General features: G+C 69.0%; 24 protein-coding genes and 1 tRNA gene. 11 read left to right on the top strand and 14 right to left on the bottom strand.

Annotated elements, in window-relative coordinates:
* Positions 1-2 precede the first annotated feature (2 nt).
* Positions 3-926 carry a pseudouridine synthase gene (locus BN2660_RS00620; RefSeq protein WP_218054091.1) on the bottom strand — a complete coding sequence of 308 codons (924 nt, stop codon included), beginning with the start codon at positions 924-926 and terminating at the stop codon, positions 3-5.
* Positions 927-945: 19 nt separating this feature from the next.
* Complete coding sequence (locus BN2660_RS00615) at positions 946-1,440, bottom strand: MarR family winged helix-turn-helix transcriptional regulator (protein WP_091225926.1); 495 nt, start codon at positions 1,438-1,440, stop codon at positions 946-948.
* 91 nt (positions 1,441-1,531) lie between these two features.
* Here BN2660_RS00615 and BN2660_RS00610 point away from each other — a divergent pair.
* The 6 genes from BN2660_RS00610 (at position 1,532) to BN2660_RS00585 (ending at position 7,119) form a co-directional block, all read left to right on the top strand.
* Positions 1,532-1,603: transfer RNA gene (locus tag BN2660_RS00610), tRNA-Gln, on the top strand.
* Position 1,604: 1 nt separating this feature from the next.
* Positions 1,605-3,035 (top strand): bifunctional UDP-N-acetylglucosamine diphosphorylase/glucosamine-1-phosphate N-acetyltransferase GlmU, encoded by a 1,431-nt coding sequence (gene glmU / locus BN2660_RS00605; RefSeq protein ID WP_091225923.1) that lies wholly within the window; start codon positions 1,605-1,607, stop codon positions 3,033-3,035.
* A gap of 9 nt (positions 3,036-3,044) precedes the next feature.
* A complete protein-coding gene (locus BN2660_RS00600; protein ID WP_091225920.1) occupies positions 3,045-4,079 on the top strand; it encodes a ribose-phosphate diphosphokinase in 1,035 nt (344 codons plus the stop codon).
* Between the two features lie 94 nt (positions 4,080-4,173).
* Positions 4,174-4,641: an FMN-binding protein gene (locus BN2660_RS00595; RefSeq protein WP_091225917.1), complete on the top strand. Its 468-nt coding sequence runs from the start codon at positions 4,174-4,176 to the stop codon at positions 4,639-4,641.
* An 18-nt stretch (positions 4,642-4,659) separates the two neighbouring features.
* The gene (locus BN2660_RS00590) at positions 4,660-5,517 is read left to right on the top strand and encodes an FAD:protein FMN transferase (protein ID WP_091225915.1); all 858 of its coding nucleotides are present in this window, start codon (positions 4,660-4,662) and stop codon (positions 5,515-5,517) included.
* Between the two features lie 27 nt (positions 5,518-5,544).
* Positions 5,545-7,119, top strand: coding sequence for an FAD-dependent oxidoreductase (locus BN2660_RS00585; protein WP_091225913.1), 1,575 nt, complete (start codon positions 5,545-5,547; stop codon positions 7,117-7,119).
* A gap of 44 nt (positions 7,120-7,163) precedes the next feature.
* On the opposite strand, the gene BN2660_RS00580 is transcribed toward BN2660_RS00585, so the two are convergent.
* Positions 7,164-8,654 carry a sensor histidine kinase gene (locus BN2660_RS00580; RefSeq protein WP_255304981.1) on the bottom strand — a complete coding sequence of 497 codons (1,491 nt, stop codon included), beginning with the start codon at positions 8,652-8,654 and terminating at the stop codon, positions 7,164-7,166.
* Positions 8,655-8,656: 2 nt separating this feature from the next.
* A complete protein-coding gene (locus BN2660_RS00575) occupies positions 8,657-9,385 on the bottom strand; it encodes a response regulator transcription factor (protein ID WP_091225910.1) in 729 nt (242 codons plus the stop codon).
* 163 nt (positions 9,386-9,548) lie between these two features.
* Here BN2660_RS00575 and BN2660_RS00570 point away from each other — a divergent pair, with 163 nt between their 5' ends.
* Complete coding sequence (locus BN2660_RS00570) at positions 9,549-11,027, top strand: ABC transporter permease (RefSeq protein WP_091225907.1); 1,479 nt, start codon at positions 9,549-9,551, stop codon at positions 11,025-11,027.
* A gap of 36 nt (positions 11,028-11,063) precedes the next feature.
* Entirely contained in the window at positions 11,064-11,789 is a 726-nt protein-coding gene (locus BN2660_RS00565) for an ABC transporter ATP-binding protein (RefSeq protein WP_176697036.1), read from the top strand.
* A gap of 54 nt (positions 11,790-11,843) precedes the next feature.
* Here BN2660_RS00565 and gndA read toward each other — a convergent pair whose 3' ends face one another.
* Both gndA and BN2660_RS16715 read right to left on the bottom strand, forming a co-directional pair.
* Positions 11,844-13,292, bottom strand: a complete 1,449-nt coding sequence (gene gndA, locus BN2660_RS00560; RefSeq protein ID WP_091225904.1) for an NADP-dependent phosphogluconate dehydrogenase — start codon at positions 13,290-13,292, stop codon at positions 11,844-11,846.
* A 119-nt stretch (positions 13,293-13,411) separates the two neighbouring features.
* Positions 13,412-13,537, bottom strand: a complete 126-nt coding sequence (locus BN2660_RS16715; RefSeq protein WP_255304887.1) for a hypothetical protein — start codon at positions 13,535-13,537, stop codon at positions 13,412-13,414.
* A 220-nt stretch (positions 13,538-13,757) separates the two neighbouring features.
* Between BN2660_RS16715 and BN2660_RS00555 the strand changes: the two genes are divergently transcribed.
* Together BN2660_RS00555 and pth are read left to right on the top strand one after the other, a co-directional pair.
* A complete protein-coding gene (locus tag BN2660_RS00555) occupies positions 13,758-14,366 on the top strand; it encodes a 50S ribosomal protein L25/general stress protein Ctc (protein ID WP_091226206.1) in 609 nt (202 codons plus the stop codon).
* A gap of 121 nt (positions 14,367-14,487) precedes the next feature.
* On the top strand, positions 14,488-15,069 hold the full coding sequence (pth, locus tag BN2660_RS00550) for an aminoacyl-tRNA hydrolase (protein ID WP_091225902.1): 582 nt from the start codon (positions 14,488-14,490) through the stop codon (positions 15,067-15,069).
* A 42-nt stretch (positions 15,070-15,111) separates the two neighbouring features.
* Here the strand turns inward: pth and BN2660_RS00545 are convergent, their stop codons facing one another.
* The 8 genes from BN2660_RS00545 to sdhC form a co-directional block, all read right to left on the bottom strand.
* A complete protein-coding gene (locus BN2660_RS00545) occupies positions 15,112-15,852 on the bottom strand; it encodes a hypothetical protein (protein WP_255304885.1) in 741 nt (246 codons plus the stop codon).
* A gap of 20 nt (positions 15,853-15,872) precedes the next feature.
* Positions 15,873-16,877, bottom strand: a complete 1,005-nt coding sequence (gene trpS, locus BN2660_RS00540) for a tryptophan--tRNA ligase (protein ID WP_091225899.1) — start codon at positions 16,875-16,877, stop codon at positions 15,873-15,875.
* 53 nt (positions 16,878-16,930) lie between these two features.
* Positions 16,931-17,770 carry an exodeoxyribonuclease III gene (locus tag BN2660_RS00535; protein ID WP_176697035.1) on the bottom strand — a complete coding sequence of 280 codons (840 nt, stop codon included), beginning with the start codon at positions 17,768-17,770 and terminating at the stop codon, positions 16,931-16,933.
* Positions 17,771-17,780: 10 nt separating this feature from the next.
* The gene (locus BN2660_RS00530) at positions 17,781-18,998 is read right to left on the bottom strand and encodes a YihY/virulence factor BrkB family protein (protein WP_091225893.1); all 1,218 of its coding nucleotides are present in this window, start codon (positions 18,996-18,998) and stop codon (positions 17,781-17,783) included.
* 76 nt (positions 18,999-19,074) lie between these two features.
* Positions 19,075-19,842: a succinate dehydrogenase iron-sulfur subunit gene (locus BN2660_RS00525; RefSeq protein ID WP_091225891.1), complete on the bottom strand. Its 768-nt coding sequence runs from the start codon at positions 19,840-19,842 to the stop codon at positions 19,075-19,077.
* Between the two features lie 2 nt (positions 19,843-19,844).
* On the bottom strand, positions 19,845-21,671 hold the full coding sequence (gene sdhA, locus BN2660_RS00520) for a succinate dehydrogenase flavoprotein subunit (protein ID WP_091225889.1): 1,827 nt from the start codon (positions 21,669-21,671) through the stop codon (positions 19,845-19,847).
* A gap of 19 nt (positions 21,672-21,690) precedes the next feature.
* Positions 21,691-22,143, bottom strand: coding sequence for a succinate dehydrogenase hydrophobic membrane anchor subunit (locus BN2660_RS00515; protein ID WP_091225887.1), 453 nt, complete (start codon positions 22,141-22,143; stop codon positions 21,691-21,693).
* A complete protein-coding gene (gene sdhC, locus BN2660_RS00510; protein WP_091225885.1) occupies positions 22,143-22,577 on the bottom strand; it encodes a succinate dehydrogenase, cytochrome b556 subunit in 435 nt (144 codons plus the stop codon). The genes BN2660_RS00515 and sdhC overlap by 1 nt, the downstream gene beginning before the upstream one ends.
* 174 nt (positions 22,578-22,751) lie before the next feature.
* Between sdhC and BN2660_RS00505 the strand changes: the two genes are divergently transcribed.
* A complete protein-coding gene (locus BN2660_RS00505) occupies positions 22,752-23,867 on the top strand; it encodes a mannose-1-phosphate guanylyltransferase (protein ID WP_091225883.1) in 1,116 nt (371 codons plus the stop codon).
* Positions 23,868-23,919: the final 52 nt, after the last annotated feature.

Here is a 23,919-nt window from a genome sequence, read left to right as displayed (position 1 = left end):
GATCATGCGTCGCTGAGCGGAGCCTCCTGCAGTGTGCGCGTCGAGGAGAACATCCTCGGCGCGCCGCTCAGCGGATCCACGAAGTGCAGCTCGCGGGCGAGCAGCTGGAGCGGGTGGTCGAAGTCGTCGGGCGCCTCGCCGGTGAGCTCGGGGTAGAAGGGGTCGTTCATGATCGGCAGGCCCAGTGCCGCGAGGTGCACCCGCAGCTGATGCATCTTGCCGCTGTGCGGCCGCAGCAGTGTGTGGACGACCCGCGAGTCGGCGTCGATGAGCTCGACCAGCGTCTCGGCGTTGGGTTCCCGCTCGTCGTCGACGCGCACCTTCAGCTCGCCGCGGAGCTTGACGATGTGGTTGCGGTACACGAGCGGGAAGCGGGAGGAGTCCCAGTCGTCCGGGCGGGCCGACACGGCCTCGTAGACCTTCTGCACCTGGCGGGTCTCGAACAGCAGCTGGTACGGCCCGCGCGACTCCGGACGCGCCGAGAACATCAGCAGCCCTGCGGTCGCGCGGTCGAGGCGATGGATGGGTGCGATATCGGGGTTGTCGAGCAGGTTGCGCAGACGGATGAGAGCGGAGTTCTGCAGGAACCTCCCGCCTGGGGTGGTCGGCAGGAAGTGCGGCTTGTCGATGACCACGAGGTCGTCGTCCTGGTGCAGGATCTCGAGCTCGACGGGAAGGCGCGTCTCGACCGGCGGGTCGCGGTAGTACCAGATGAACTCCTCCGCGCCCAGGGGAGTGTCCCTCGCCAGCGGGGTGCCGTCGCGCGCCACGATCTCGCCCCGGTCGAAGCGCACGAGCAGTCGCTCGGGGTCGAGGTGGAAGAAGCGCTCGATCATGTACGCGGCGACGGTCGGCCATTCGCCGACCAGGGGCACGTGCAGGCGCGTCGCGCCCACGCCGTCGCGCACGGGAAGAGGGGAGAGCATGGCCATCAGCGTGCGCCCCTCACGCGTCGAAGCTCAGGCTGAGCTTGCGCAGCAGCCCGGCCAGCCGGTCGCGGTCGCTGCGTGACAGCGCCTGCAGAAGGTCGGCCTCGACGTCGACGAGGCGCGTGATCGCGGCATCCACCCTGATCCGGCCGTCGTCCGTGAGGGTGACGAGCACGCTGCGCCCGTCTGCGGGGTCGGCCTCTCGACGGACGAACCGGCGCCCCACCAGTCGATCGATGCGGTTGGTCATCGTGCCGCTGGAGACGAGGGTCTGCTGCAGCAGCTGCTTCGGCGAGAGCTGGAAGGGCGTGCCGGCCCGGCGCAGCGCCGAGAGCACATCCCACTCCCATGCCTCCAGGTCGCTGCGGCGGAACACGTCTCGCCGGGCGCGGTCGAGCAGGCGCGTGAGCCGATCCATGCGCGAGAGCACCTCGAGGGGTGAGAAGTCGAGGTCGGGGCGCTGGGTGTTCCAGGCACCGACGATCCGATCGACCTCATCAGCCTCGCTCATCCGTCCATTATCGCGGGTCGCGCCACCGTATCGCCGTCGGCACCGATGCGGGCATGGCAGACTTGACAGGCGGTGTCCCCGGATGCCGCGGTCCGCCGTGGTGTAATGGCAGCACGACAGCCTTTGGAGCTGTGAGGTCTAGGTTCGAGTCCTGGCGGCGGAGCATGACTGGGAACACTCTCGCCATCGTCATCCTCGCCGCAGGGCAGGGGACGCGCATGCGCTCGCGGCTGCCGAAGGTGCTGCATCCGATCGGAGGCCGCCCGCTGGTCGGGCACGTCCTCACCACCGCCACTCGGCTCGGTGCCGACCACATCGAGGTCGTCGTGCGCCATGAGCGCGACCAGGTCGTGAATGCGCTGCGCGAGGACTACCCCGACGCCGTGTTCGTCGATCAGGACGACGTCCCCGGGACGGGGCGGGCCGTGCAGGTCGCGATCGACGCGCTGCCGGCAGAGTTCGACGGCGACGTGCTGGTGCTCTCCGGCGACTGCCCGCTCGCCGATGCCGACACCCTCTCGGCGTTCCTCGCGGAGCATCGAGCCTCGGGAGCCCCCGCGACCCTCATGACCGCCGTCGTCGACGACCCCAGCGGTTACGGCAGGGTCATCCGCGACGGCGAGGGCGGCGTCGACCGCATCGTGGAGCAGAAGGACGCGGATGCCGACGAGGCCGCCGTCCGCGAGATCAACGCCGGGATGTACGTGTTCCGTGCCTCCACGCTGCGCAGGTACCTCCCCGAGATCGGCGTCGACAACGCGCAGGGCGAGATGTACCTCACCGACGTCCCCGGGCTGCTTCGTCGCGACGGCGACCGCGTGGCGGCATCCGTCGTCTCCGACGTCACGGTGACCTACGGGGTCAACGACCGCGCGCAGCTCGCCCTCGTGGGCCGCCTGCTCAACGAGCGCATCGTGCGTCACTGGCAGCGCGAGGGCGTCACGGTGATCGATCCGGCGACGACCTGGATCGACGACGACGCCACGCTCGCCCCGGACGTCACGATCCTGCCGCACACGCAGATCCTGGGGGCGACGAAGATCGCCGAGGGCGCCATCATCGGCCCGGACACCACCCTCGTGGACTGCGAGGTGGGGGAGGACGCCATCGTGCGGCGCACGGATGCCACGCTCGCCGTCATCGGCGCCGAGGCCACGGTCGGCCCGTTCTCGTTCCTGCGCCCCAACACGGTGCTCGGCGCGGGCGGCAAGATCGGCGCCTACGTCGAGACGAAGAACGCGGAGATCGGCGAGGGCAGCAAGGTCCCGCATCTGTCGTACGTCGGCGATGCGACCATCGGACGCGGTGTGAACCTCGGCGCGAGCACCATCACCGCCAACTACGACGACGTGAACAAGCACCGCACGATCGTCGAGGACGAGGTCCACACCGGCTCGCACACGACCCTCGTCGCGCCCGTTAGGCTGGGTGCTGGCGCCAAGACGGGTGCCGGCGCCGTCGTCCGCAAGGACGTACCGGCCGGTGCCCTCTCGATGAGCGTCGCGCCTCAGCGCAACATCGAAGGCTGGGTCGAGAAGAACAGGGCAGGCACGGGCGCGGCGGATGCTGCGGCCCGATCCCGAGACGCGGAGTAGGCGGACTGAATGGCGCGCAAGAAGAAGACGGTCGATCTGGATCGGGACAACGGCATCGCGCCCGGTCTCGTCGCCAAGACGAAGAAGCGGCTCGTCGTCGCCGGAGGCCGCTCCCACCCCGAGCTCACCGCCGCCGTCGCCACCGCACTGGGCACCGAGGTGGTCCCCACCGAGCACCGGACCTTCGCGTCCGGCGAGATCTACGCGCGTTTCGAGGTCTCCATCCGCGGCTGCGACCTCTTCCTGATCCAGACGTTCGGAGAGCCGGTCAACGAGTGGCTCATGGAGACGCTCATCATGATCGACGCCGCCAAGCGCGCCTCGGCCAAGCGCATCACCGTGGTCGCCCCGTACTATCCCTATTCGCGTCAGGACAAGAAGGGTCGCGGGCGTGAGCCCATCAGCGCGCGCCTCGTCGCCGACCTGCTGAAGACCGCAGGCGCAGACCGCGTCATGAGCGTCGACCTGCACGCCGCGCAGATCCAGGGATTCTTCGACGGTCCCGTCGACCACCTCTTCGCGAAGCCCGTGCTGCTCGATCACTTCCAGCGCACGCTGAGCGCGGCGGATCGTGAGATCCTCACGGTCGTGTCGCCCGACATGGGCCGTGTGCGCGTCGCCGACACATGGTCCGACAGCCTCGGTGCGCCGCTCGCGATCATCCACAAGCGCCGTGACCCGAAGGTCGCGAACCAGGTCTCCGTGCACGAGATCGTCGGTGCCGTCGAGGGGCGCACCTGCCTGCTCGTCGACGACATGATCGACACCGGCGGCACGATCGTGAAGGCCGCGCAGGCGCTCAAGGCCAACGGGGCGCACCGAGTCATCGTCGCGGCGACGCACGCGATCTTCAGCGACCCGGCCTCGGAGCGGCTGCAGGACGCGTCGATCGACGAGGTCGTCATCACCGACACGATCCCGCTGACCGAGTCGCGCCGCTGGGACAAGCTCACGGTCCTGCCCATCGCACCGCTGCTGGCGCGTGCGATCCACGAGGTGTTCGAGGACGGCTCCGTCACGAGCATGTTCGGCGGCGACGCGTAGCCGACTTAGGTCACGCTTACCCGCAGCACAGCCCGCACATAGCCGCGGTCCCTACGGTCGAAACACCACAACGATCACGGCCGGGAGGACCATCATGATCCGCACGACTGCACCGACTTCTGTCCGCAAGGGCGCAGCCCTCGCCGGCGTCGCAGGACTCCTCGTCCTCGCGGGCTGCTCCGGCACCGCAGACGCCGAGAACGACACGGCCACCGACACGGGTACCGACACCAGCACGGAGTCGAGCGACTCCGGTGCCGCCGGCGAGTACTCCGACGGCACGTACACGGCCGACGGCTCGTACCAGACCCCCGAGACCGTCGAGACGATCTCCGTCACGCTCACCCTCGCCGACGGCGTCGTGTCCGAGGTCGAGGTGACCGGCGACCCGCAGGCGCGGGAGTCGGAGCAGTACCAGGGCCAGTTCATCGACGGAATCTCCGACGAGGTCGTGGGCAAGTCGCTCGACGAGATCGAGGTCAGCCGTGTCGCGGGGTCGTCGCTCACGAGCGGCGGATTCAACGAGGCGGTCGAGTCCATCAAGGAGCAGGCAGCCGCCTGAGGCGCGAGAGGCGCGATCATGGCGATCTGGCGTTTCGATGCGATCGGAACCCGCTGGGAGATCGAGACGACGCACGACCTCGGCGCCGATGAGCGCGGTCTCGTCGGCGCCGAGATCGAGCGCTTCGACCGGGAGTGGTCGCGGTTCCGCGCGGACTCCGCGGTCACCCGCGTCGCACGCGAGGGCGGCACGATCCGTTCCTCGGATGCGGGGGCGATGCTCGACGCGTACCGCGAACTCTCGGCGGCCACGAGCGGAGCCGTGAATCCTCTGATCGGCGCCAGCCTCGAGGCCCTCGGCTACGACGCCGCCTACAGTCTCGTCGCGGGCGGGCCGACCGCGGCCCCGACGGAGTGGACGTCGACCGTGCGATGGACGGAGGGGCAGGCGACGGCATCCGCCCCGGCGCTCCTCGACGTCGGCGCACTCGGCAAGGGCCGTCTCGTCGATCTCGTCGCCGGGGTTCTCGACGCGGTGCCGGGAGATGTCGTCGTCGACGCAGGGGGCGACATGCGGGCGCGCGGCAGCGCCGTGCGCGTCGGTCTCGAGCATCCGTACGATCCCTCCCAGGCGATCGGCGTCGTCGAGCTGCAGGACGCCGCGCTCTGCGCATCGGCCGTCAACCGTCGCGCCTGGGGAGACGGCCTCCATCACGTCCTCGACGCGCGGACGGGAGTGCCGGTGCGCACCTGGGCGGCGACGTGGGCCATCGCCCCCGAGGCGATGCGCGCGGATGCAGTCGCCACCGCGCTGTTCTTCGACGGCGTGCCGGAGCTCGCCGCATCGTGGGAGGTCGAGTGGGTGCGCATGACCACCGACGGGCGTGTCGAGCGCTCTCCGGGCTGCCCCGCCGAACTCTTCCTCGCCCGCCGCTAGCGTTCAGAAGTAGGGAAGAGTAGACCCGTGATCACCTCCATCACCGCCCTGAGGCAGCGCGTGCTCGCTCTGCTGGGCGGCATCTCGATGTACCGGCTCGTGCTCTTCGCGCTCCTCGCTCTCGCGCTGATCGCCGTCGTGCTGTCGGCCCTCGGCGTCATCGTGGCGCCGACGCCGCCGGAGATCGTCGCATCGTTCGCGGTGCTCGCGGTCGTGATCTCCGGGGTCGATGCCGTCGCGCAGCGCATCCTCAGGCTGCCGTGGCGCATCGAGTCGTCACTCGTGACGGCCCTGATCCTGCTGTTCGTGCTGCGCCCGGGTCTCGAGCCGGCGGCGCTGCTCGGTCTCGCCATCGCCGGGGTGGTGGCGAGTCTGTCGAAGTACCTGATCGCGTGGCGCGGACGCCACATCCTCAACCCTGCGGCGTTCGGTGCCGCGGTGGTGTCGATCCTCGGCTCCTTCGGCGCATTCGAGTGGCTCGGCACGTCGTCGTCCTGGTGGGTGGGCACCCCCTCGCTCTTCATCCCGGTCGTGGTCCTCGGACTCGCGGTGCTCTGGCGCACCGAGAAGGTGCGGATCGTGCTCGTCTTCCTCGTCATCGCGATCGGGGTCGCCGTGCTGCGACAGGCCGTCCAGGCGCAGGAGTTCGACATCGCGTTCGACCTCGGTTCCGCGCTCTCGTTCGCCGCGCTGCAGTCGCCGTTCCTCTTCCTCGGGGCGTTCATGCTCTCCGAGCCCCTGACCCTGCCGCCTCGTCGCTGGCAGCAGTTCTCGGTGGCGGCGCTCGTGGGTGTGCTGGCGGGCTGGCCGATCGCGGTCGGCGGTCTCTTCACCCTCGGGCAGGAGCGGGCCCTGCTGATCGGGAACCTCCTGGCCTTCGCCTTCGCCCTCCGCGGCTCGGTGCGTCTCGTGCTGGAGCGCCGACGATTCATCACCCCCACGGCCCAGGAGCTGACGTTCCACGCGAAGGGCAGGGTGCGATTCCTCCCGGGCCAGTACCTCGAGCTCGACGTTCCGCACAGCCGTCCGGACGCACGGGGGACCCGACGGGAGTTCAGCATCGTCTCGGCGCCCGCCGACCTGCCGACGCTGCGGATCGCCTACAAGGACGGCGATCAGAAGCATCCGTCGAGCTACAAGCGTGCGCTGGCTGCGGCCGAACCGGGCGCGACGCTCGCCGTGACCGGCACCTGGGGCGACTTCCTGCTGCCGCGATCGGATGCGCCCGTGCTCATGGTGGCCGCGGGCATCGGCGTGACCCCGTTCGTGTCCCAGCTCCGTCAGCTGCAGTCGACGGGAAGGCAGCAGGACGTGGTGCTCGTGTACGTGGCATCCGACAGCACGGAGCTCGCGTTCCGCGACGAGCTCACCGAGACCGGGGCGCGGGTCGTCGTCTTCACGCGTGACGAGCCCGCCGGCCTCCCGGCGCACTGGAGCTGGGCGCAGGGTGCGCGGCTGGATGCCGAGGGGCTGGAGCACCATGTCCCCGACCTGCGTGCGCGCCACGCGTACATCTCGGGTCCGCCCCGACTGATCGCCGCTCTCGCCCCCGCCCTGCAGAAGGCGCGCTCCCTCACCACCGACGCGTTCGCCGGCTACTGAGAGCCGCCGGATACTGAGAGCCGCCGGCTACTGAGAGCCGCCGGTCAGGCGGCCGGCTCGGCGGCGGGATTCATCGGGATGCGCACGGTGAAGGTCGTGTCCCCGGGCTCGCTCGCCACGGTGATGTGACCGCCATGCCCTTCGACGATCGCCTTCGCGATCGCGAGGCCCAGACCCGTCCCGCCGGTCTGTCGGGCTCGCGAGCTGTCGCCGCGAGCGAAGCGGGCGAACAGCTCTTCCCGCACCTCCGGATCGATGCCGGGTCCGTCGTCGTGCACGCGGATCACGGCCTCGTCGCCCTCGCGACCGACGCGGAGCGTGATGGACGTGCCCGCGGGGGTGTGCGTCCGTGCGTTCGCCAACAGGTTGGCGACGACCTGATGCATGCGGCCGGCGTCGCCGACGATGACGACCGACTCCTCCGGCACCTCGATGCTCCACTGGTGGTCGGGCGCGGTCGGCCGTGCGTCGGTCAGGCTCTCCACCGCGAGCTGCGCGAGGTCGACGGTGCCGTACACGAGCTCGCGACCCTCGTCGAGACGGGCGAGCAGCAGGAGGTCCTCGACCAGGCGGGTCATGCGCAGCGACTGAGCCTGGATGCGCTCGAGCGATGTCGTGGTGCCCTCGATCGCGGCGGCTCCGCCCTGCTGCTTGAGCGCGCGCAGGGAGAGCTCCGAGTAGCCGCGGATCGACGACAGCGGCGTCCTCAGCTCATGGCTCGCATCGGCGACGAAGCGTCGCATCCGCTCCTCGTTCTTCTGGCGTGCCGCGAGCGAGGTGTTCACATGGTCCAGGAGCTTGTTGAGAGAGGCGCCGACGAGCCCGGTCTCGGTGCGCGGGTCGGCCTCCGAGGCGGGCACACGCTCCGTGATCTCCACCTCGCCGCGGTCGAGCGGCTGGTCGGCGACGCGAGTGGCCGTCGCGGCGACCGCTCGCAGCGGCCTCAGTCCCACCCGGATGGTGATCGCGGTCGTGAGCGCGAGGAGGATGAGCCCGCCGATCGTCGCCAGTGCGATCACGGTCAGCAGGGTCGTGAGCTGGTTCTGGATCTCGGTGCGGGGGAGCCCGGTCACGACGTTCGCGCCGTTGGGGGCGCTCTGGACGACGAGGAGGTACGAACCGTGGTCCTCGATCGAGACCGTTCCGGTCGGACGCCCGGCGAGCGAGGCGTTGATCCGATCGAGCTCGCTTGCGCTGAGCTTCTCCGAACCTCCCAGGTCACCGGCGGTGTCGCTGAAGACGACACCGCTCGTCCCTCCCTCGACGCTCGACACCGCCAGCAGGAGCCCGGGCACCGGCTTGAGCCCGACCAGGATGTTGTCGACGTTGGCGAGCTCCTCGGGGAAGCTGCCCACCCAGCGCGTGATCTGATTCGAGTAGTTCTTCAGGCTGTCCTCGAGCTGACGCTCCATGGTCGCCCCGAGGGTCGCGCTGGTGATCACCGCCACGATCACGAGGATGAGGGAGACGAAGCCGATAACGGCCGTCATGAGCCGAGCCTGCAGGCTCATCGGCCTCCCCGGCATCTTCGTCATGCTCACTGAGGCGCCTTGATCATGTATCCGACGCCGCGGACCGTGTGCAGCAGGGGAGCGCGTCCGGCGTCGATCTTCTTGCGCAGGTACGAGATGTACAACTCGACCACCGAGGACTTGCCGCCGAAGTCGTAGCTCCACACGCGGTCGAGGATCTGCGCCTTCGACAGGACCCTGCGCTCGTTGCGCATCAGGTATCGGAGCAGCTCGAACTCCGTCGCGGTCAGCTCGATCTCGGTGCCGTCGCGCATCACCTCGTGGCTGTCCTCGTTGAGGGTCAGGTCGGCGACCCGGAGGATCGACTGGCCGTCGTCGGCCGTGGCGTGCCCGGTGCGACGGATGATCGCGCGCAGGCGGGCGATCACCTCCTCGAGGCTGAAGGGCTTCGTCACGTAGTCGTCCCCTCCTGCGGTCAGACCGGCGACGCGATCGCCCACGGCGTCCTTCGCGGTGAGGAAGAGCACCGGGACGAGGCTTCCCGACTCGCGGAGCCGCCGCAGGACGGCCATGCCGTCGAGGTCGGGCATCATGATGTCGAGCACGAGCGCGTCGGGCTCGAACTCCCGCGCCACCTGGAGGGCTTCGAGGCCCGACGAGGCCGTTCGCACCTCCCACCCCTCCATCCGCAGCGCCATGGCGAGGAGATCCGTGAGCATCTGCTCGTCATCGACGGCGAGGATGCGCAGGGGGGAACCATCAGGACGCCGCAGTTCGGGGAGGTCGTTGCTCATGCCTCCATTCTGCGGAATCTCCTATGGGATTTCTATGGAAGGCACTATGCATCGCCTGTGAGCCAGCGGCGCATAGCGTTCTCATCACTCGCCCATCGATGTCGCAGAAGACGGCTCCCTAGCGTCGTCATCGGCCCGCGAAAGGCGCGGCGGAAGGAGACACATGTACGGGACATATCTGCGGCGAGAACTGGCGGGCCGCAAGAAGCAGACGATGATCGTGGCGATAGGCCTCGCGATCGCCATCGCTCTGGTGATCATCGTGAACGCGCTCACGGCGGGGGTACGGGACGCGCAGGAGCAGGCGCTGGAGTCGGTCTACGGCGTCGGCACCGACCTCACCGTCACAGGAGCAGCGGCCGCGCCGGGCGAAGGGGGCGGCCAGCGCTTCGACTTCGGCACGGACGACGGCACGTCCGATGGCGAGACGACCACCCTGAGCCAGTCGACCCTGCGCACCGACATGATGCGCGCCACCCTCGATGCCTCGGTGCTCGACACCGTGAGCGCCACGGACGGCGTGACCGCAGCATCCGCGGCGCTCAGCCTCACCAACTCGACCTTCTCGGGAGAGCTCCCGAGCGGCGGCTTCGCACAGCAGGATGCCGAGGGCGCCTCACCGACCGAGGGGGAGGCCCCGCCGCAGGACGGCTCGGCCGGCGCCGGCGACGGCTCGTTCGGCGTGAACTCGTTCACGGTGCTCGGCATCGATCCGTCGCTGGCATCCGTGGGCCCGCTCGCCTCGGCATCCGTGACCGATGGGCGCGCGCTCGATGACGAAGACTCCGGCGCCCTCGTCGCGCTCGTCGATGCCACCTACGCCACGACGAACGAGATCGCCATCGGCGACGCGATCGACGTGGGCGGTTCACAGGTCGAGGTCGTCGGGACCGTGGCCTCCGGCTCCGGCTCCGGCTCCGACGCCGCAGACACCGTAGCGAACGTCTATCTCCCGCTCGACACCGCGCAGGAGCTGTCCGGCGCCGGTGATGTCATCTCGACGGTCTACGTCCAGGCGGAGTCCGCCGACTCGATCGACGCCGTGCAGACGGCGCTGGCCGAGGAGCTGCCCGACGCCACGGTGACCTCGCAGTCGGAGCTCGCCTCCACGGTCTCCGGGTCGCTGTCGAGCGCGACGTCCCTCATCACGAACCTCGGCACCTGGCTCTCGATCATCGTGCTGGCCGTCGCCGTGCTGCTCTCGGTGCTCCTCACCCTGTCGGGCGTATCGCGTCGCACGCGGGAGTTCGGCACGCTCAAGGCGATCGGCTGGTCGGACGGACGCGTCGTGCGCCAGGTCGCGGGCGAGTCGATGATCCAGGGACTCATCGGAGGTGCTGTCGGTCTCGTGCTCGGCATCGCGGGCATCGTGGCGATCAACCTGATCAAGCCGACCGTCGCTGCGAGCACGGCCGGCGCCGGCGAGAGCGGCCCCGGAGGCATGGGCGGAGGCCCGACCGGGGGCGGAGGGATGTTCCAGACCGCGCAGGCCGCCGACATCGTGCTGCAGGCCCCGTTCACTCCGTGGGTGCTCGTCGCCGCCGTCGGTCTCGCCGTGCTCGGCGGACTCGTGGCCGGCGCCTTGGGCGGGTGGCGCGCGGCGCGCCTCAGCCCCGCCGAGGCCCTCCGATCCGTCGCCTGACAAGCGCCCACCACCCACGAACAGGAGAAGAACATCATGACCATCGCAGACCTCGCTCACACGACGAACAGCACGGATGCCGCGGCACCGCTGTATCGAGCCGAGAACGTCACCCGCACCTACGCCCAGAAGGGCCGCACGGTGAAGGCGCTCACCGGCGTCGACCTCACCATCCTGCCGGGGGAGCTCGTCACCATCCAAGGCCCCACCGGGGGTGGGAAGTCCACGCTCCTGCAACTGCTGGGAGCACTCGACACGCCGTCGTCCGGTTCGCTGCGCCTGGGAGAGACCGAGCTCGCTTCGGCTTCGGCGCGGGAGCTGAGCAGGATCCGTTCCGAGGAGATCGGGTTCGTGTTCCAAGGATTCAACCTGATTCCCACGCTCACGGCCGCCGAGAACGTGAACATGGCGCTGGAGCCCATGACGCTGGACAGGGCGGAACGTGCGACGCGCGTGGCCGAGGCGCTGGCTCACGTCGGGCTGGCCGACCGCGCAGATCACCTGCCGACGGAGCTCTCGGGTGGGCAGCAGCAGCGCGTGGCGATCGCGCGCGCGATCGTGAAGCGTCCCCGGGTGCTGCTCGCCGACGAGCCCACCGGCAACCTTGACGAGAGCATGCGGGACGAGATCCTCGCGCTGCTGGAGTCGCTGTGCACCGAGGGGATCACGATGGTGGTCGTCACGCACGACTCCGCCGTCGCCCGTCGGGCCACCCGGAGGCTGCGACTCGCGAACGGCGCGGTGCAGGACATCACCCGCTGAGACATGACGAAGGCCCCGGCCATGCAGCCGGGGCCTTCGTGCGTCAGAGACGACTCAGTGCGTGTCCTCGGCCTCGATCTCGGTGCGGTCCACCGACCACAGCGTGTGGAAGGTGCCGTCCTTGTCGATGCGCTTGTAGGTGTGTGCGCCGAAGAAGTCGCGCTGGCCCTGCACGAGGGCGGCAGGAAGGCGGTCGGCGCGGATGCCGTCGTAGTACGACAGCGACGACGAGAACGCCGGGGCCGGGATGCCCGCTTGTGCGGCGGCGATCACGACGCGGCGCCAGGACGCCTGGCCGCGGGTGAGCGCCTCGGCGAAGTACGGGGCCGTCATGAGGACGGGGAGATCCGGGGTCTCGGCGTACGCGTCGGCGATGCGGTTGAGGAACTGCGCGCGGATGATGCAGCCCGCGCGCCAGATCTTCGAGATGGCGCCGAGGTCGATGGTCCAGTCGTACTCCGCGGCGCCGGCGCGGATCTCGTCGAAGCCCTGCGAGTAGGCGACGATCTTCGACGCGTACAGGGCCTGGCGGACGTCCTCGATGAACGCGGCCTCGTCGGCCACGGTGAACGTCTCACCGGGGCCGGGGAGGGATGCGGCGACCTCGCGCTGCTCCGGGTGGCTGGACAGCGAGCGGGCGAACGTGGCCTCGGCGATGCCGGAGACGGGAACGCCGAGCGAGAGCGCGGTCTGCACCGTCCATGCGCCGGTGCCCTTGGCGCCGGCCTGGTCGACGATGACGTCGACGAGCGGCTTGCCGGTCTCGGCATCGACCTGACGCAGCACCTCGGCGGTGATCTCGATGAGGTACGACTCGAGCTCGCCGGTGTTCCATTCCGCGAAGATCTCGGCGATCTCGGCGGGGGTCTTGTCCGTGCCGCGCCGAATGAGGTCGTAAGCCTCGGCGATGAGCTGCATGTCGGCGTACTCGATGCCGTTGTGCACCATCTTGACGAAGTGGCCGGCGCCGTCGTGGCCGACGTGCGTCACGCACGGCTCGCCCTCGGCGATGGCGGCGATCGACTTCAGGATCGGCCCCAGGGTGATCCAGGACTCGTCGGAGCCGCCGGGCATGATCGACGGTCCGAGGAGCGCTCCCTCCTCGCCGCCGGAGATGCCGGCGCCGACGAAGTTGATGCCGGTCTCGCGGACCGCCTTCTCGCGGCGGATCGTGTCGGGGAAGTAGGCGTTGCCGCCGTCGACGATGATGTCGCCCGGCTCGAAGACCTCGACGAGGGAGTCGATCACGGCGTCGGTCGGGCGGCCGGCCTTGACCATGATGATCGCCGTGCGGGGCTTCTGCAGGCTGTCGGCGAACTCCTGGTACGTCGACGCGGGGACGAACTCGGCCTCGGGGTGCTCGGAGAGCAGCGTCTCGGTCTTCTCGTAGCTGCGGTTGAAGATCGCCACCGTGTTCCCCTCGCGGCTCGCGAGGTTGCGGGCGAGATTCGAACCCATGACGGCGAGTCCGACGACTCCGATGTTCGCTGATGCTTCGGGCACAGAAGACTCCTGGATCGTGAAGTAGGGGATGTTCTCAGGGTATCGCGGCGACCGAGACGAGGCCCTCGTGTGACGGTCGGCGACGGCGCGCGGGCCGGCGGGAGACGACCGCCCGCGGATCAGTCCTTGCGGTAGCCGGAGCGACCGAGGGAGAAGAGGGCGGCGAACGAGAAGCCGGCGGCGCACACGGTCATCGCGCCGATCACCCAGGCGATCACGTGTGAGAAGAAGGCGCCGTCGAGCATGGGGAACTCCGTGTTCTGCAGTAGGGATCGGTGTCTTCAGCCTACCGGGTCATCGGGTACCATGAAGGGAGTACCTCGGCGAGGGACGCTTTCGCGCGTGCGCGGACGTCCGTTATCGACGCGGCGAAGCAAGCCCGGTGGCTTTCCTCACGTGTCCACGTTCGAGAACAATTCCAAGACCACCGCGCGGCTCTCGCTGCGTGCCCCGAAGGAGAACCCCATGTCTGAAGACAACACGGTCAAGGCCGAGCTCCGCGAGAGCTTCGGCAAGGGCTTCGCCCGCCGTCTGCGCGCCGCCGGCAAGATCCCCGCCGTCATCTACGGCCACGGCACCGAGCCCGTGCACGTCGCACTGCCCGGCCACCAGGTCTCGCTGATCATCCGCCGCGCGAACGCCCTGCTCGAGCTCGACATCGAGGGCACCTCGCAGCTCGCCCTGGTCAAGGACGTCCAGAAGGACCCGGTGCACCAGATCATCGAGCACATCGACCTCCTCGTCGTGAAGAAGGGCGAGAAGGTCACCATCGACGTTCCCGTCATCGTGACCGGAGAGTCGGCTGCCGGCACGATCGTCAACCAGGACGCGAACACCCTGTCGATCGAGGCCGAGGCCACGCACCTCCCGCAGAACGTCGAGGTCTCGGTCGAGGGTCTCGAGGACGGCGCGCACATCACCGCCGCCGACGTCACGCTGCCCCAGGGCTCGACGCTGCTGACCGACCCCGAGGTCCTGGTCGTCGCGATCTCGATCCCGGCTGAGGAGTCCCTCGAAGAGGACGAGGCCGGAGCCGACGAGGCTGCCGCCGAGGACGCTCCCGCCGCGGAGTGATCTCCGCAGGCGCAGCGCACAGCTGACTGCATCACAGAGGGGGCGCGAGCAGATCGCGCCCCCTCTGTCGTATCCTGACCCGGGCGCCCCCGAGGGGCCCGCATCCCGAGAGGACGAGCACATGGCATCCACCTGGTTGGTGGTGGGACTCGGCAATCCGGGCCCGCGCTACGAGGCGACGCGGCACAACGTCGGCCAGATGGTCGTCGACGAACTGGCCGTTCGGCGCGGCGAGAGCTTCCGCGAGCACAAGGGCGGCGCGCGCGTGGTGGAGACGTGGCTGCGCCCGGGCGCCGACAAGCTCGTGCTCGCGAAGCCGAACACCTTCATGAACGTCTCCGGAACGCCGGTCGCCGCACTCGCCCGCTTCTACTCCGTTCCCGCCGAGCAGATCGTCGTCATCCACGACGAGCTCGACATCCCCTTCGACACCATCAAGCTCAAGATCGGGGGAGGGCATGGTGGGCACAACGGCGTCCGCGACATCGCGCGTGCGATCACGACGCCCGACTTCCCGCGTGTGCGGGTCGGCATCGGCCGCCCGGCGGGCCGGCAGGACCCCGCCGACTGGGTGCTCTCACCGTTCGGCAAGGACGAGCGCGCGAACCTGCCGATCCTGATCTCGGATGCGGCGGATGCCGTCGAGCAGCTCGTGGACGAGGGGCTCCTCGCCGCGCAGCAGAAGCACCACGCCCCGCGCTGAGCGGGGGCCTTCGATCGAGCGCCGCGCCGCGCGCCGCGGCGCCTAAGGCAGGAAGCCCGCGGCCGTGCCCACGGAGAACGCGAAGAACAGCACGACCCAGAAGACGATGGGTCCGAGGACCGCCACGACCAGGGCGGCGATTCCTGCGCCGCGTCCCTGCTTCTTCCGGATCGCGATGATGCCGAGCACGATCGCCGCGATGCCGAGCAGTGTGCCGACCCAGAACGAGATCTCCGCCCAGAGCACCTGATCGCGTGCAGGGGAGAGGACCGTCAGGAGATCGGGTGACGTGGCGTCGAACCCGGCGGGAATCCGGCGGCCGATCTCGAAGCCGGTGATCCCGGCGACGATCGGCGTGACGACGGCGGCGACGACCGCGAGGACGAGAGCCAGGATGCCGAGGAACGATGACCTCCGCTCGTCCGAGGCGGGCGCCTGGTAGGTGCCTGCCGGTGCAGAGTAGCCGCCGACCGGAACCTGATACGCCCCGGGAGGGGCTGCCTGATAGGTGGGTGCGGCCGGCTGGCCGCCGAAGGGCTGCGCGGGGTAGGCGGGTGCGCCGCCGGGGTAGCCCTGCGGCTGGGCAGACGGTGCCGGGTGCGCGGTCGGCGCCTCGAACCTCGGGGCCGGCGACGCAAACGCCGGGGGTGCGGGCGGCGCGGGGGAATACGCGGGCGGCGCGGGGGCGGGCGGCGTCGAAGGCGGCTGTGCATCCGCGGGCTGCTGAGGTGCGGGCGGCACGGAAGGAACGGCACCGGACGGGGGCAGCTGCGGATCAGTCACGCCCCCATCCTAGGGCTGAGTCAGACGCGACGCAGCAGGCCCACGCGGTCGTACACGGCTGCGAGAGTCGCGTCGGCGACGGCGTCGGCGCGTGCGGCGTTCGCGGCCAGGATGCGGTCGAGCTCGGCCGGATCGTCGAGCAGCTCGAGGGCACGCGCACGCACCGGCTCGAACTCGCTCACCACGACCTCGGCGAGACCCTTCTTGAAGTCGCCGTAGCCACGACCCGCGTACTCGTCTTCGATGGCCGGCACCTGGCGGCCCGTGAGGGCGGCGTAGATGGTGAGCAGGTTCGAGACGCCGGGCTTGCTCTCGCGATCGAATCGCACCGAGCCCTCGTTGTCGGTCACCGCGCGCATGATCTTCTTCGCCGACTTCGCCGGGTCATCGAGCATCCAGAGGACCCCGGCATCGCTCTCCGCCGACTTCGACATCTTTGACGTGGGGTTCTGGAGATCGTAGATGCGGGCGGTGTCCTTCTGGATCACCGGACGCGGAACCGTGAAGGTCTCTCCGAACCGGGAGTTGAAGCGCTCGGCGAGGTCACGGGTCAGTTCGACGTGCTGCTTCTGATCGTCGCCGACCGGCACGACGTCGGTCTGATAGAGCAGGATGTCGGCCGCCATCAGGACCGGATACGTGAAGAGCCCGACGCTCGTGGCGTCGGCGCCGTAGCGCGCCGACTTGTCCTTGAACTGGGTCATCCGCCCGGCCTCGCCGAATCCGGTGATGGTCGAGAGGATCCACGCCAGCTCGGCGTGCGCGCGGACGTGGGACTGCACGTACAGCGTCGACTGCGACGGCTCGATGCCGGCCGCGATGTACTGCGCCGCGGTGCGACGGGTCTTCTCCCGCAGCTCCACGGGGTTCTGCGCGACGGTCAGGGCGTGCAGGTCGACGACGGAGAAGTATGCGTCGTAGGAGTTCTGCAGCTCTCGCCACTGGAGGAGCGCCCCGATGTAGTTGCCGATCTGGAGGGAGTCGGCGGAGGGCTGCATTCCTGAGTAGAGACGAGGCTTGGTCACGTGTCAATCCTATGGGGCGACGATCGGCGAGCAGCGCGCCGGCGGTTCGCCATTCAGTAGGTGTAGTCGACGACGACCGGCGCGTGATCGCTCCAGCGCTGGTCGTAGGCGGCCGCGCGAGCGACGTGGTATGCCGTCACACGCTCGGCGAGCGCAGGGGTCGCGAGGTGGTAGTCGATGCGCCAGCCCGAGTCGTTGTCGAAAGCCTGACCGCGCATGGACCACCACGTGTAGGGACCGTCGACCTCGCCGTGGAATCGGCGACCGACGTCGACCCACCCGAGCCCGGTGCCGGTCGAGCCGTCGACTCCTTCCACGGTGTCGCCGGCGGGGCCGAGGAAGCGGTCGAAGTACGCACGCTCGCGAGGCAGGAAGCCCGCCTTCTTGCGGTTGCCCCGCCAGTTCTTGATGTCGAGCTCACGATGCCCGACGTTGAGATCGCCCGTGACGAGCGCGAGCGCGTCATCGCGGCCCAGCTCGGCCATGCGCCGCTCGAAGGCATCGAGGAACTTCCACTTCTCCTCCTGCTTCGGGGTGTCGGCCTCGCCGCTGTGGACGTAGGCGCTGACCACCGTCAGCGGACGCTCGCCGATGAGGAAGTCCGCTTCGAGCCAGCGGCCCTTCGAGTCGAAGTCGAGGTCTCCGAAGTCGGTGCGGGAGGCGAGTGCCGGGATGCGGCTCGCGATGGCCACACCGGCTCGACCCTTCGCCGTCGCCTCGTCGTGCACGAAGGTCCACCCCGGCAGTGCGGCCTCGAGATGCTCGTCCTGTCCGCGCACCTCCTGCAGCGTGAGGATGTCGACGTCGGCCGCATCGAGCCATCCGCTCATGCCGTTGCGAGCCGCGGCGCGGATCCCGTTGACGTTGACAGTGGCGATACGCAGATGAGGCATGCCTCCCAGCCTAACGACGCCCTCCGACATCGCGAGTCGCCCGCTGCAGGTCCGAGAGGAGCCGCTGCGGGAGGGGAGTCGCCGCGTCGGCGGGCGGCGGTGCCGACGCCTCGAGCGCCTCGAGCGCCTCGAGCTCCCGCTCCGCGTCGCGCAGTGTCCGTCGTGCACCCCGGGCCCGATACCACGGTGCCGCGTCCAGCCTCTCGTGGGCGTCACGGACGCGGATCCGCGCCGCGTCGACCAGCGTCCGATGTTCCGCGGCCCGGCGCTCCGCGTCGGTCTGCGGCAGCAGCGGGAGGTCCCGGTCGGTGGCGGCGACCGCGATCCACGAGGAGGCCACCAGCATCACGACGCCGTTCACGCGGAACCAGAGGAGGAGGCCGATGAAGATGGCGAAGGTGGCGAGCAGGGGATTGGAGGGCGTGTAGCTCAGCAGGAAGCCCGCGCCGTACTGCAGGACGGTCATCGCGCCTCCGCCGAGGAGCGCCCCGGGCCAGATGGTCCGCCAGCGGAGCGAGGTGCCCGTGAGGAAGCGGACCATCGCCGCGAGAGCGCCCGACAGCAGGATGAACGACACGATGACGGTTCCTATGCGGATGGTGAGGTTCAGGCCGTCGGACCCGGCGTCCCAGCCCATCAGACTGAGCAGCCAGCTCAACACCGCCGCACTGGCCGAGCTGAGAATGGATCCGGCGACGAGAGCGACGCCGAAGATCAGGGCGGCGACCAGGTCGCGGGCCTTCAGCAGGACGTAGCTCCGCCGGTCGGGCGGAAGGCCGAAGATGTCCCTGGTCGCGCGTCGTGAGAAGGTCACCCACCCGATGGCCGTCCAGATGACGGTGCCGAGGGCGATCAGACCCGTGACGCCGAGGACCCCGGCGGTGCTCGCGGCGACCTCCTGCACCTGCGCGGGGGTCACCACGCCGCCCTCGTCCTGGATGAGATTGGGGATGTAGCTGTTGATGATGTCGATCAGGCCGTCGACGGCCTCCGTGCTGCCCCCGAGCCAGAGTCCGGCGATCGCGAAGGCGAGGTAGATGGCCGCGAAGATCGCGAAGAGCGCCTGATAGCTCACGCCCGCGGCGAGGAGGAACCCGTTGTGCTGGAGGAAGTGGCGCCAGACGCGCACCGGGAACAGGCCGAGGGTGCGCTTCGTGAGTGCGGTCGCGCGCTCCACCGCCGCATCGAGGCGACCGGGCTCGGTGCGGGCGTCGTCGGGATCTGCCACGTCCTCACCCTATCGACGAAACGCGAGAAGGCGGACCCCCGGAGGGGCCCGCCTTCTCGCAGGTGCACAAGTCGTCTCAGGGACGGCCGCGCAGCACAGCCTGCTTGACCTCGGCGATCGCCTTGGTGACCTCGATGCCGCGGGGGCACGCCTCGGAGCAGTTGAAGGTCGTGCGGCAGCGCCACACGCCCTCCTTGTCGTTGAGGATGTCGAGGCGGACCTCGGCGTTGTCGTCGCGCGAGTCGAAGATGAAACGGTGCGCGTTGACGATGGCGGCCGGCCCGAAGTACTGGCCGTCGGTCCAGAACACGGGGCAGGACGACGTGCACGCGGCGCAGAGGATGCACTTGGTGGTGTCGTCGAAGATCTCGCGATCGGCGATCGACTGCGTGCGCTCCTTGCCCTTCTCCGGCACGGAGCTCGCGACGAGGAACGGCTGCACGTCGCGGTAGGAGGCGAAGAACGGCTCCATGTCGACGATGAGGTCCTTCTCGAGGGGCAGGCCCTTGATCGCCTCGACGTAGATCGGCTTGGAGATGTCGAGGTCCTTGATCAGCGTCTTGCACGCGAGGCGGTTGCGGCCGTTGATGCGCATGGCATCGGACCCGCAGATCCCGTGGGCGCAGGAGCGGCGGAAGCTCAGCGACCCGTCGACCTCCCACTTGATCTTGTGCAGGGCATCGAGGACGCGGTCGGTCGAGTAGAGCTCGACGTCGTAGTCCACCCAGTGCGGCTCCGCGTCGACCTCGGGATCGAAGCGGCGGATGTTGAATGTGACGATGAAGGACTGGATGCCGGTGTCCTCCGCGGCCGCTGCGGGGGCCTCGGCGAGTGCGTTCGACATTGTCAGTACTTCCTCTCCATCGGCGGGTAGTTCAACTCGCCCTGCTCGTTCTTGGTGAACACCACGGGCTTCCAGCCGAGCTTGATGTGGTCGCTCGGGTCGGACGAGTGGGGGTCGCCCGTCAGGTAGGCCATGGTGTGCTGCATGTACTTCTCGTCGTCGCGCTTCGGGAAGTCGTCGCGCATGTGGCCGCCACGGCTCTCCTCGCGGTTCTGCGCAGCGTAGACGACGACCTCCGCGATGTCGAGGAGGAATCCGAGTTCGACGGCCTCGAGCAGGTCCGTGTTGAACCGCTTGCCCTTGTCGTCGACGTGGATGTTCTTGTAGCGCTCGCGCAGCTCGGCGATGACGCCGAGGACGTGCTGGAGGGACTCGTGGGTGCGGAACACCTGAGCGCCCTTGTCCATCTCGTCCTGCAGGGTCTTGCGCAGCACCGCGATGCGCTCGGTTCCCTGGTTGTTCCGCAGGCCCTCGAGCATGCCCGACACGAAGCCGGCCGGGTTCTCGGGGAGCGGCACGAACTCGGCCGTCTTGACATACTCGACGGCGTTGCGGCCGCTGCGCTTGCCGAAGACGTTGATGTCGAGCAGCGAGTTGGTGCCGAGACGGTTGGCACCGTGCACAGAGACGCAGGCGCACTCGCCTGCGGCGTAGAGCCCGGGAACGACGGTGTCGTTGTCGGCGAGGACCTCGCCGTTGTTGTTCGTCGGGATGCCGCCCATCGCGTAGTGGGCGGTCGGCATCACCGGCACCGGCTCGACCACCGGGTCGACGCCGAGGTAGGTGCGCGCGAACTCCGTGATGTCGGGCAGCTTGGTCTCGAGGACCTCGGCGCCCAGGTGGGTGCAGTCGAGGAGCACGTAGTCCTTGTCGGGACCCGCTCCGCGGCCTTCGGCGACCTCCTGGACCATGCAGCGCGCGACGATGTCACGCGGGGCGAGGTCCTTGATGGTCGGGGCGTAGCGCTCCATGAAGCGCTCTCCGGAGGCGTTGCGCAGGATCGCGCCCTCACCTCGAGCGCCCTCGGTGAGGAGGATGCCGAGCCCGGCGAGGCCGGTCGGGTGGAACTGGAAGAACTCGAGGTCCTCGAGGGGGAGGCCCTTGCGCCACACGATGCCGACGCCGTCGCCCGTGAGGGTGTGCGCGTTCGACGTCGTCTTGAAGATCTTGCCGAAGCCGCCGGTCGCGAAGATCACGGCCTTGGCCTGGAAGACGTGCAGCTCGCCGGTCGAGAGGTCGTAGGCCACGACGCCCGAGACCTGCGTCTTGCCGTCGGCATCCTTCACCGTCAGCAGGTCGAGCACGTAGAACTCGTTGAAGAAGTTGATGCCGAGCTTGACGCAGTTCTGGAACAGCGTCTGGAGGATCATGTGACCCGTGCGGTCGGCGGCATAGCAGGCGCGGCGCACGGGCGTCTTGCCGTGCTCGGCCGTGTGCCCGCCGAAGCGGCGCTGGTCGATCTTGCCCTCAGGCGTGCGGTTGAAGGGGAGACCCATGTTCTCGAGGTCGATGACCGCGTCGATGGCCTCCTTGGCGAGGATCTCCGCAGCATCCTGGTCGACCAGGTAATCGCCGCCCTTGACGGTGTCGAAGGTGTGCCACTCCCAGCTGTCCTCCTCGACGTTCGCGAGCGCCGCCGCCATACCGCCCTGCGCGGCACCGGTGTGCGAGCGCGTGGGGTAGAGCTTGGAGATCACGGCCGTCTTCGCGCCGGGGCCCGCCTCGATGGCGGCCCGCATGCCGGCGCCGCCGGCGCCCACGATGACGATGTCGAACTGGTGGTAGTGCACGCCGTCGCGCACGACGGAATCCTGGGTCTCGGTAGTCACTTCTCGTTTGCCTTCTCTTCTACTTGCCCAGCGCCTGGCACGATTCCCACAGCGTGCTCGTCTCGGTCACACCGAGGCACGGGTCGAACGTGAAGACGACCAGGGTGCCGAGGAGGATGAGGAGGCCCGCAGCCAGGCCGAGGGCCCAGATCAGGACCTTGCGCGCAGTGGTGTTCGTGACGTAGTCGTTGACGATCGTGCGCATGCCGTTCGCGCCGTGGATCAGCGCGAGCCACAGCATGATGACGTCCCACCACTGCCAGAACGGCGTAGCGAACTTGCCCGCGATGAACGCGAAGTCGAGGGCGTGGATGCCCTCGCCGACCATCAGGTTGATGAACAGGTGGCCGAAGATCAGCACGACCAGGATGACCCCGGAGACGCGCATGAAGAGCCAGCCCCACTTCTCCAGGTTCACGCCGCGGCGGGTGCGGGTGGGGGCGGCGACGGTCTGAGCGGTCTGAGCGGTCATCAGTGTCCTCCTCCGAAGCCGGCGAACGCGAGCATGAGGTGACGAGGGACGAAGCCGGCCATGATGATGCCCCACACGAGCAGCACGCCCCAGAACAGCTGACGCTGGTACCTCGCGCCCTTCGACCAGAAGTCGACGGCGATGATGCGCAGACCGTTCATGGCGTGGAACACGATGCCGGCGACGAGGACGACCTCGCCGATCGCCATGACCGGGTTCTTATAGGTGCCGATCACGGCGTCGTACGCCTCGGGGGACACCCTGATGAGCGCAGTGTCGAGCACATGCACCAACAGGAAGAAGAAGATGGCGACTCCGGTGATGCGGTGAAGCACCCACGACCACATGCCTTCGCGTCCCCGGTAGAGGGTGCCGCGAGGGGTCTTGGACGTGGTTTCCGAAATCGACGGTGTCAAGCGAGCGCTTGTGGACACGGTCGTCCTCCCTGGATCGATGTGACTCGGTCGCGTGCGTCGCGTCGTCCAAGCGTGAGCCCGTCTTCACGTGAGGGCACGGCCGATCGGTTTCCATCCTATTCCCGACCGGACGTCGTGGCGACGAAGGGGACCCTAACTCTGCCGAGGGGGACCCGAGGCTACTCTGGCAAGGTGAATCGACCGATCGAGAACTTCTACGCCGTGATTCCCGCCGGCGGTATCGGCAGTCGGCTGTGGCCGCTGTCCCGCGCCGACGCACCGAAGTTCCTGCATGACCTCACCGGGTCCGGACACTCGCTGCTCAGGGACACCTGGGACCGCCTCGAGCCGCTGGCCGGCCACGACCGCATCGCCGTCGTCACGGGCCGCGCCCACCGCGCGGCGGTCGAGGCGGAGCTGCCCGGGATCCTCGATCTGAATGTCTTCCTCGAATCCGAGCCGCGCGAATCGGCCGCGGCCATCGGTCTCGCCGCGGCGATCCTGCACCGACGGGACCCCGACGTGATCATCGGCTCGTTCAGCGCCGACCATGTCATCCGCAGCACGCGGGTGTTCGAGTTCGCCGTGCGGGATGCGGTCGAGGTGGCGCGCGAGGGGTACATCTGCACGATCGGCATCGCGCCGACGGAGCCGGCGGTCGGCTTCGGCTACATCAAGAAGGGCTCCGAGCTCGTCGTCGACGGCGCCCGGGAGGCGGCGCTGGTCGAGAGCTTCGTCGAGAAGCCGGACAGCGAGACGGCCAAGGCCTATTTCGCCGACCGCGGCTACCTGTGGAACGCCGGCATGTTCATCGCCAAGGCGAGCGTGCTGCTGGACGAGCTCGCCGCCAACGAGCCGGCGCTCCATGCCGGGTTGCTGGAGCTGGCGGAGGCGTGGGACGACCGCGACCGTCGCGGCCCCGCCGTCGACCGGATCTGGCCCGGTCTGAAGAAGATCGCGATCGACTACGCCGTCGCGGAGCCCGCGGCGAAGCGGGGGCGGCTCGCGGTCGTGCCCGGGCACTTCGACTGGGACGACGTCGGCGACTTCGCGTCGCTCACCAAGCTCATCACGAACGGCCGGAAGAACGACCTCGCCGTGCTCGGCCCGAACGCCCGCGTGCTGTCGGATGCGGCGAGCGGCATCCTGGTCAGTCAGACCTCGAGGGTGATCAGCCTGGTCGGAGTGAAGGACATCGTCGTGGTCGACACCCCCGACGCGCTGCTCGTCACCACCATCGAGCACGCCCAGCGCGTGAAGGGCGTCGTCGAGTCGCTGAAGCTCACCGGACGCGGCGACGTGCTCTGATGAGCGGCCCGCGCTGCTCATCGGCTGGCTTGATTTCAGCTTTGTAACCATT

This window comes from Microbacterium sp. 3J1, from assembly GCF_001049495.1.
GTDB lineage: Bacteria > Actinomycetota > Actinomycetes > Actinomycetales > Microbacteriaceae > Microbacterium.
Note: the sequence above shows the minus strand (reverse complement) of the source record. Positions and strands in the feature narration are given on the sequence as shown.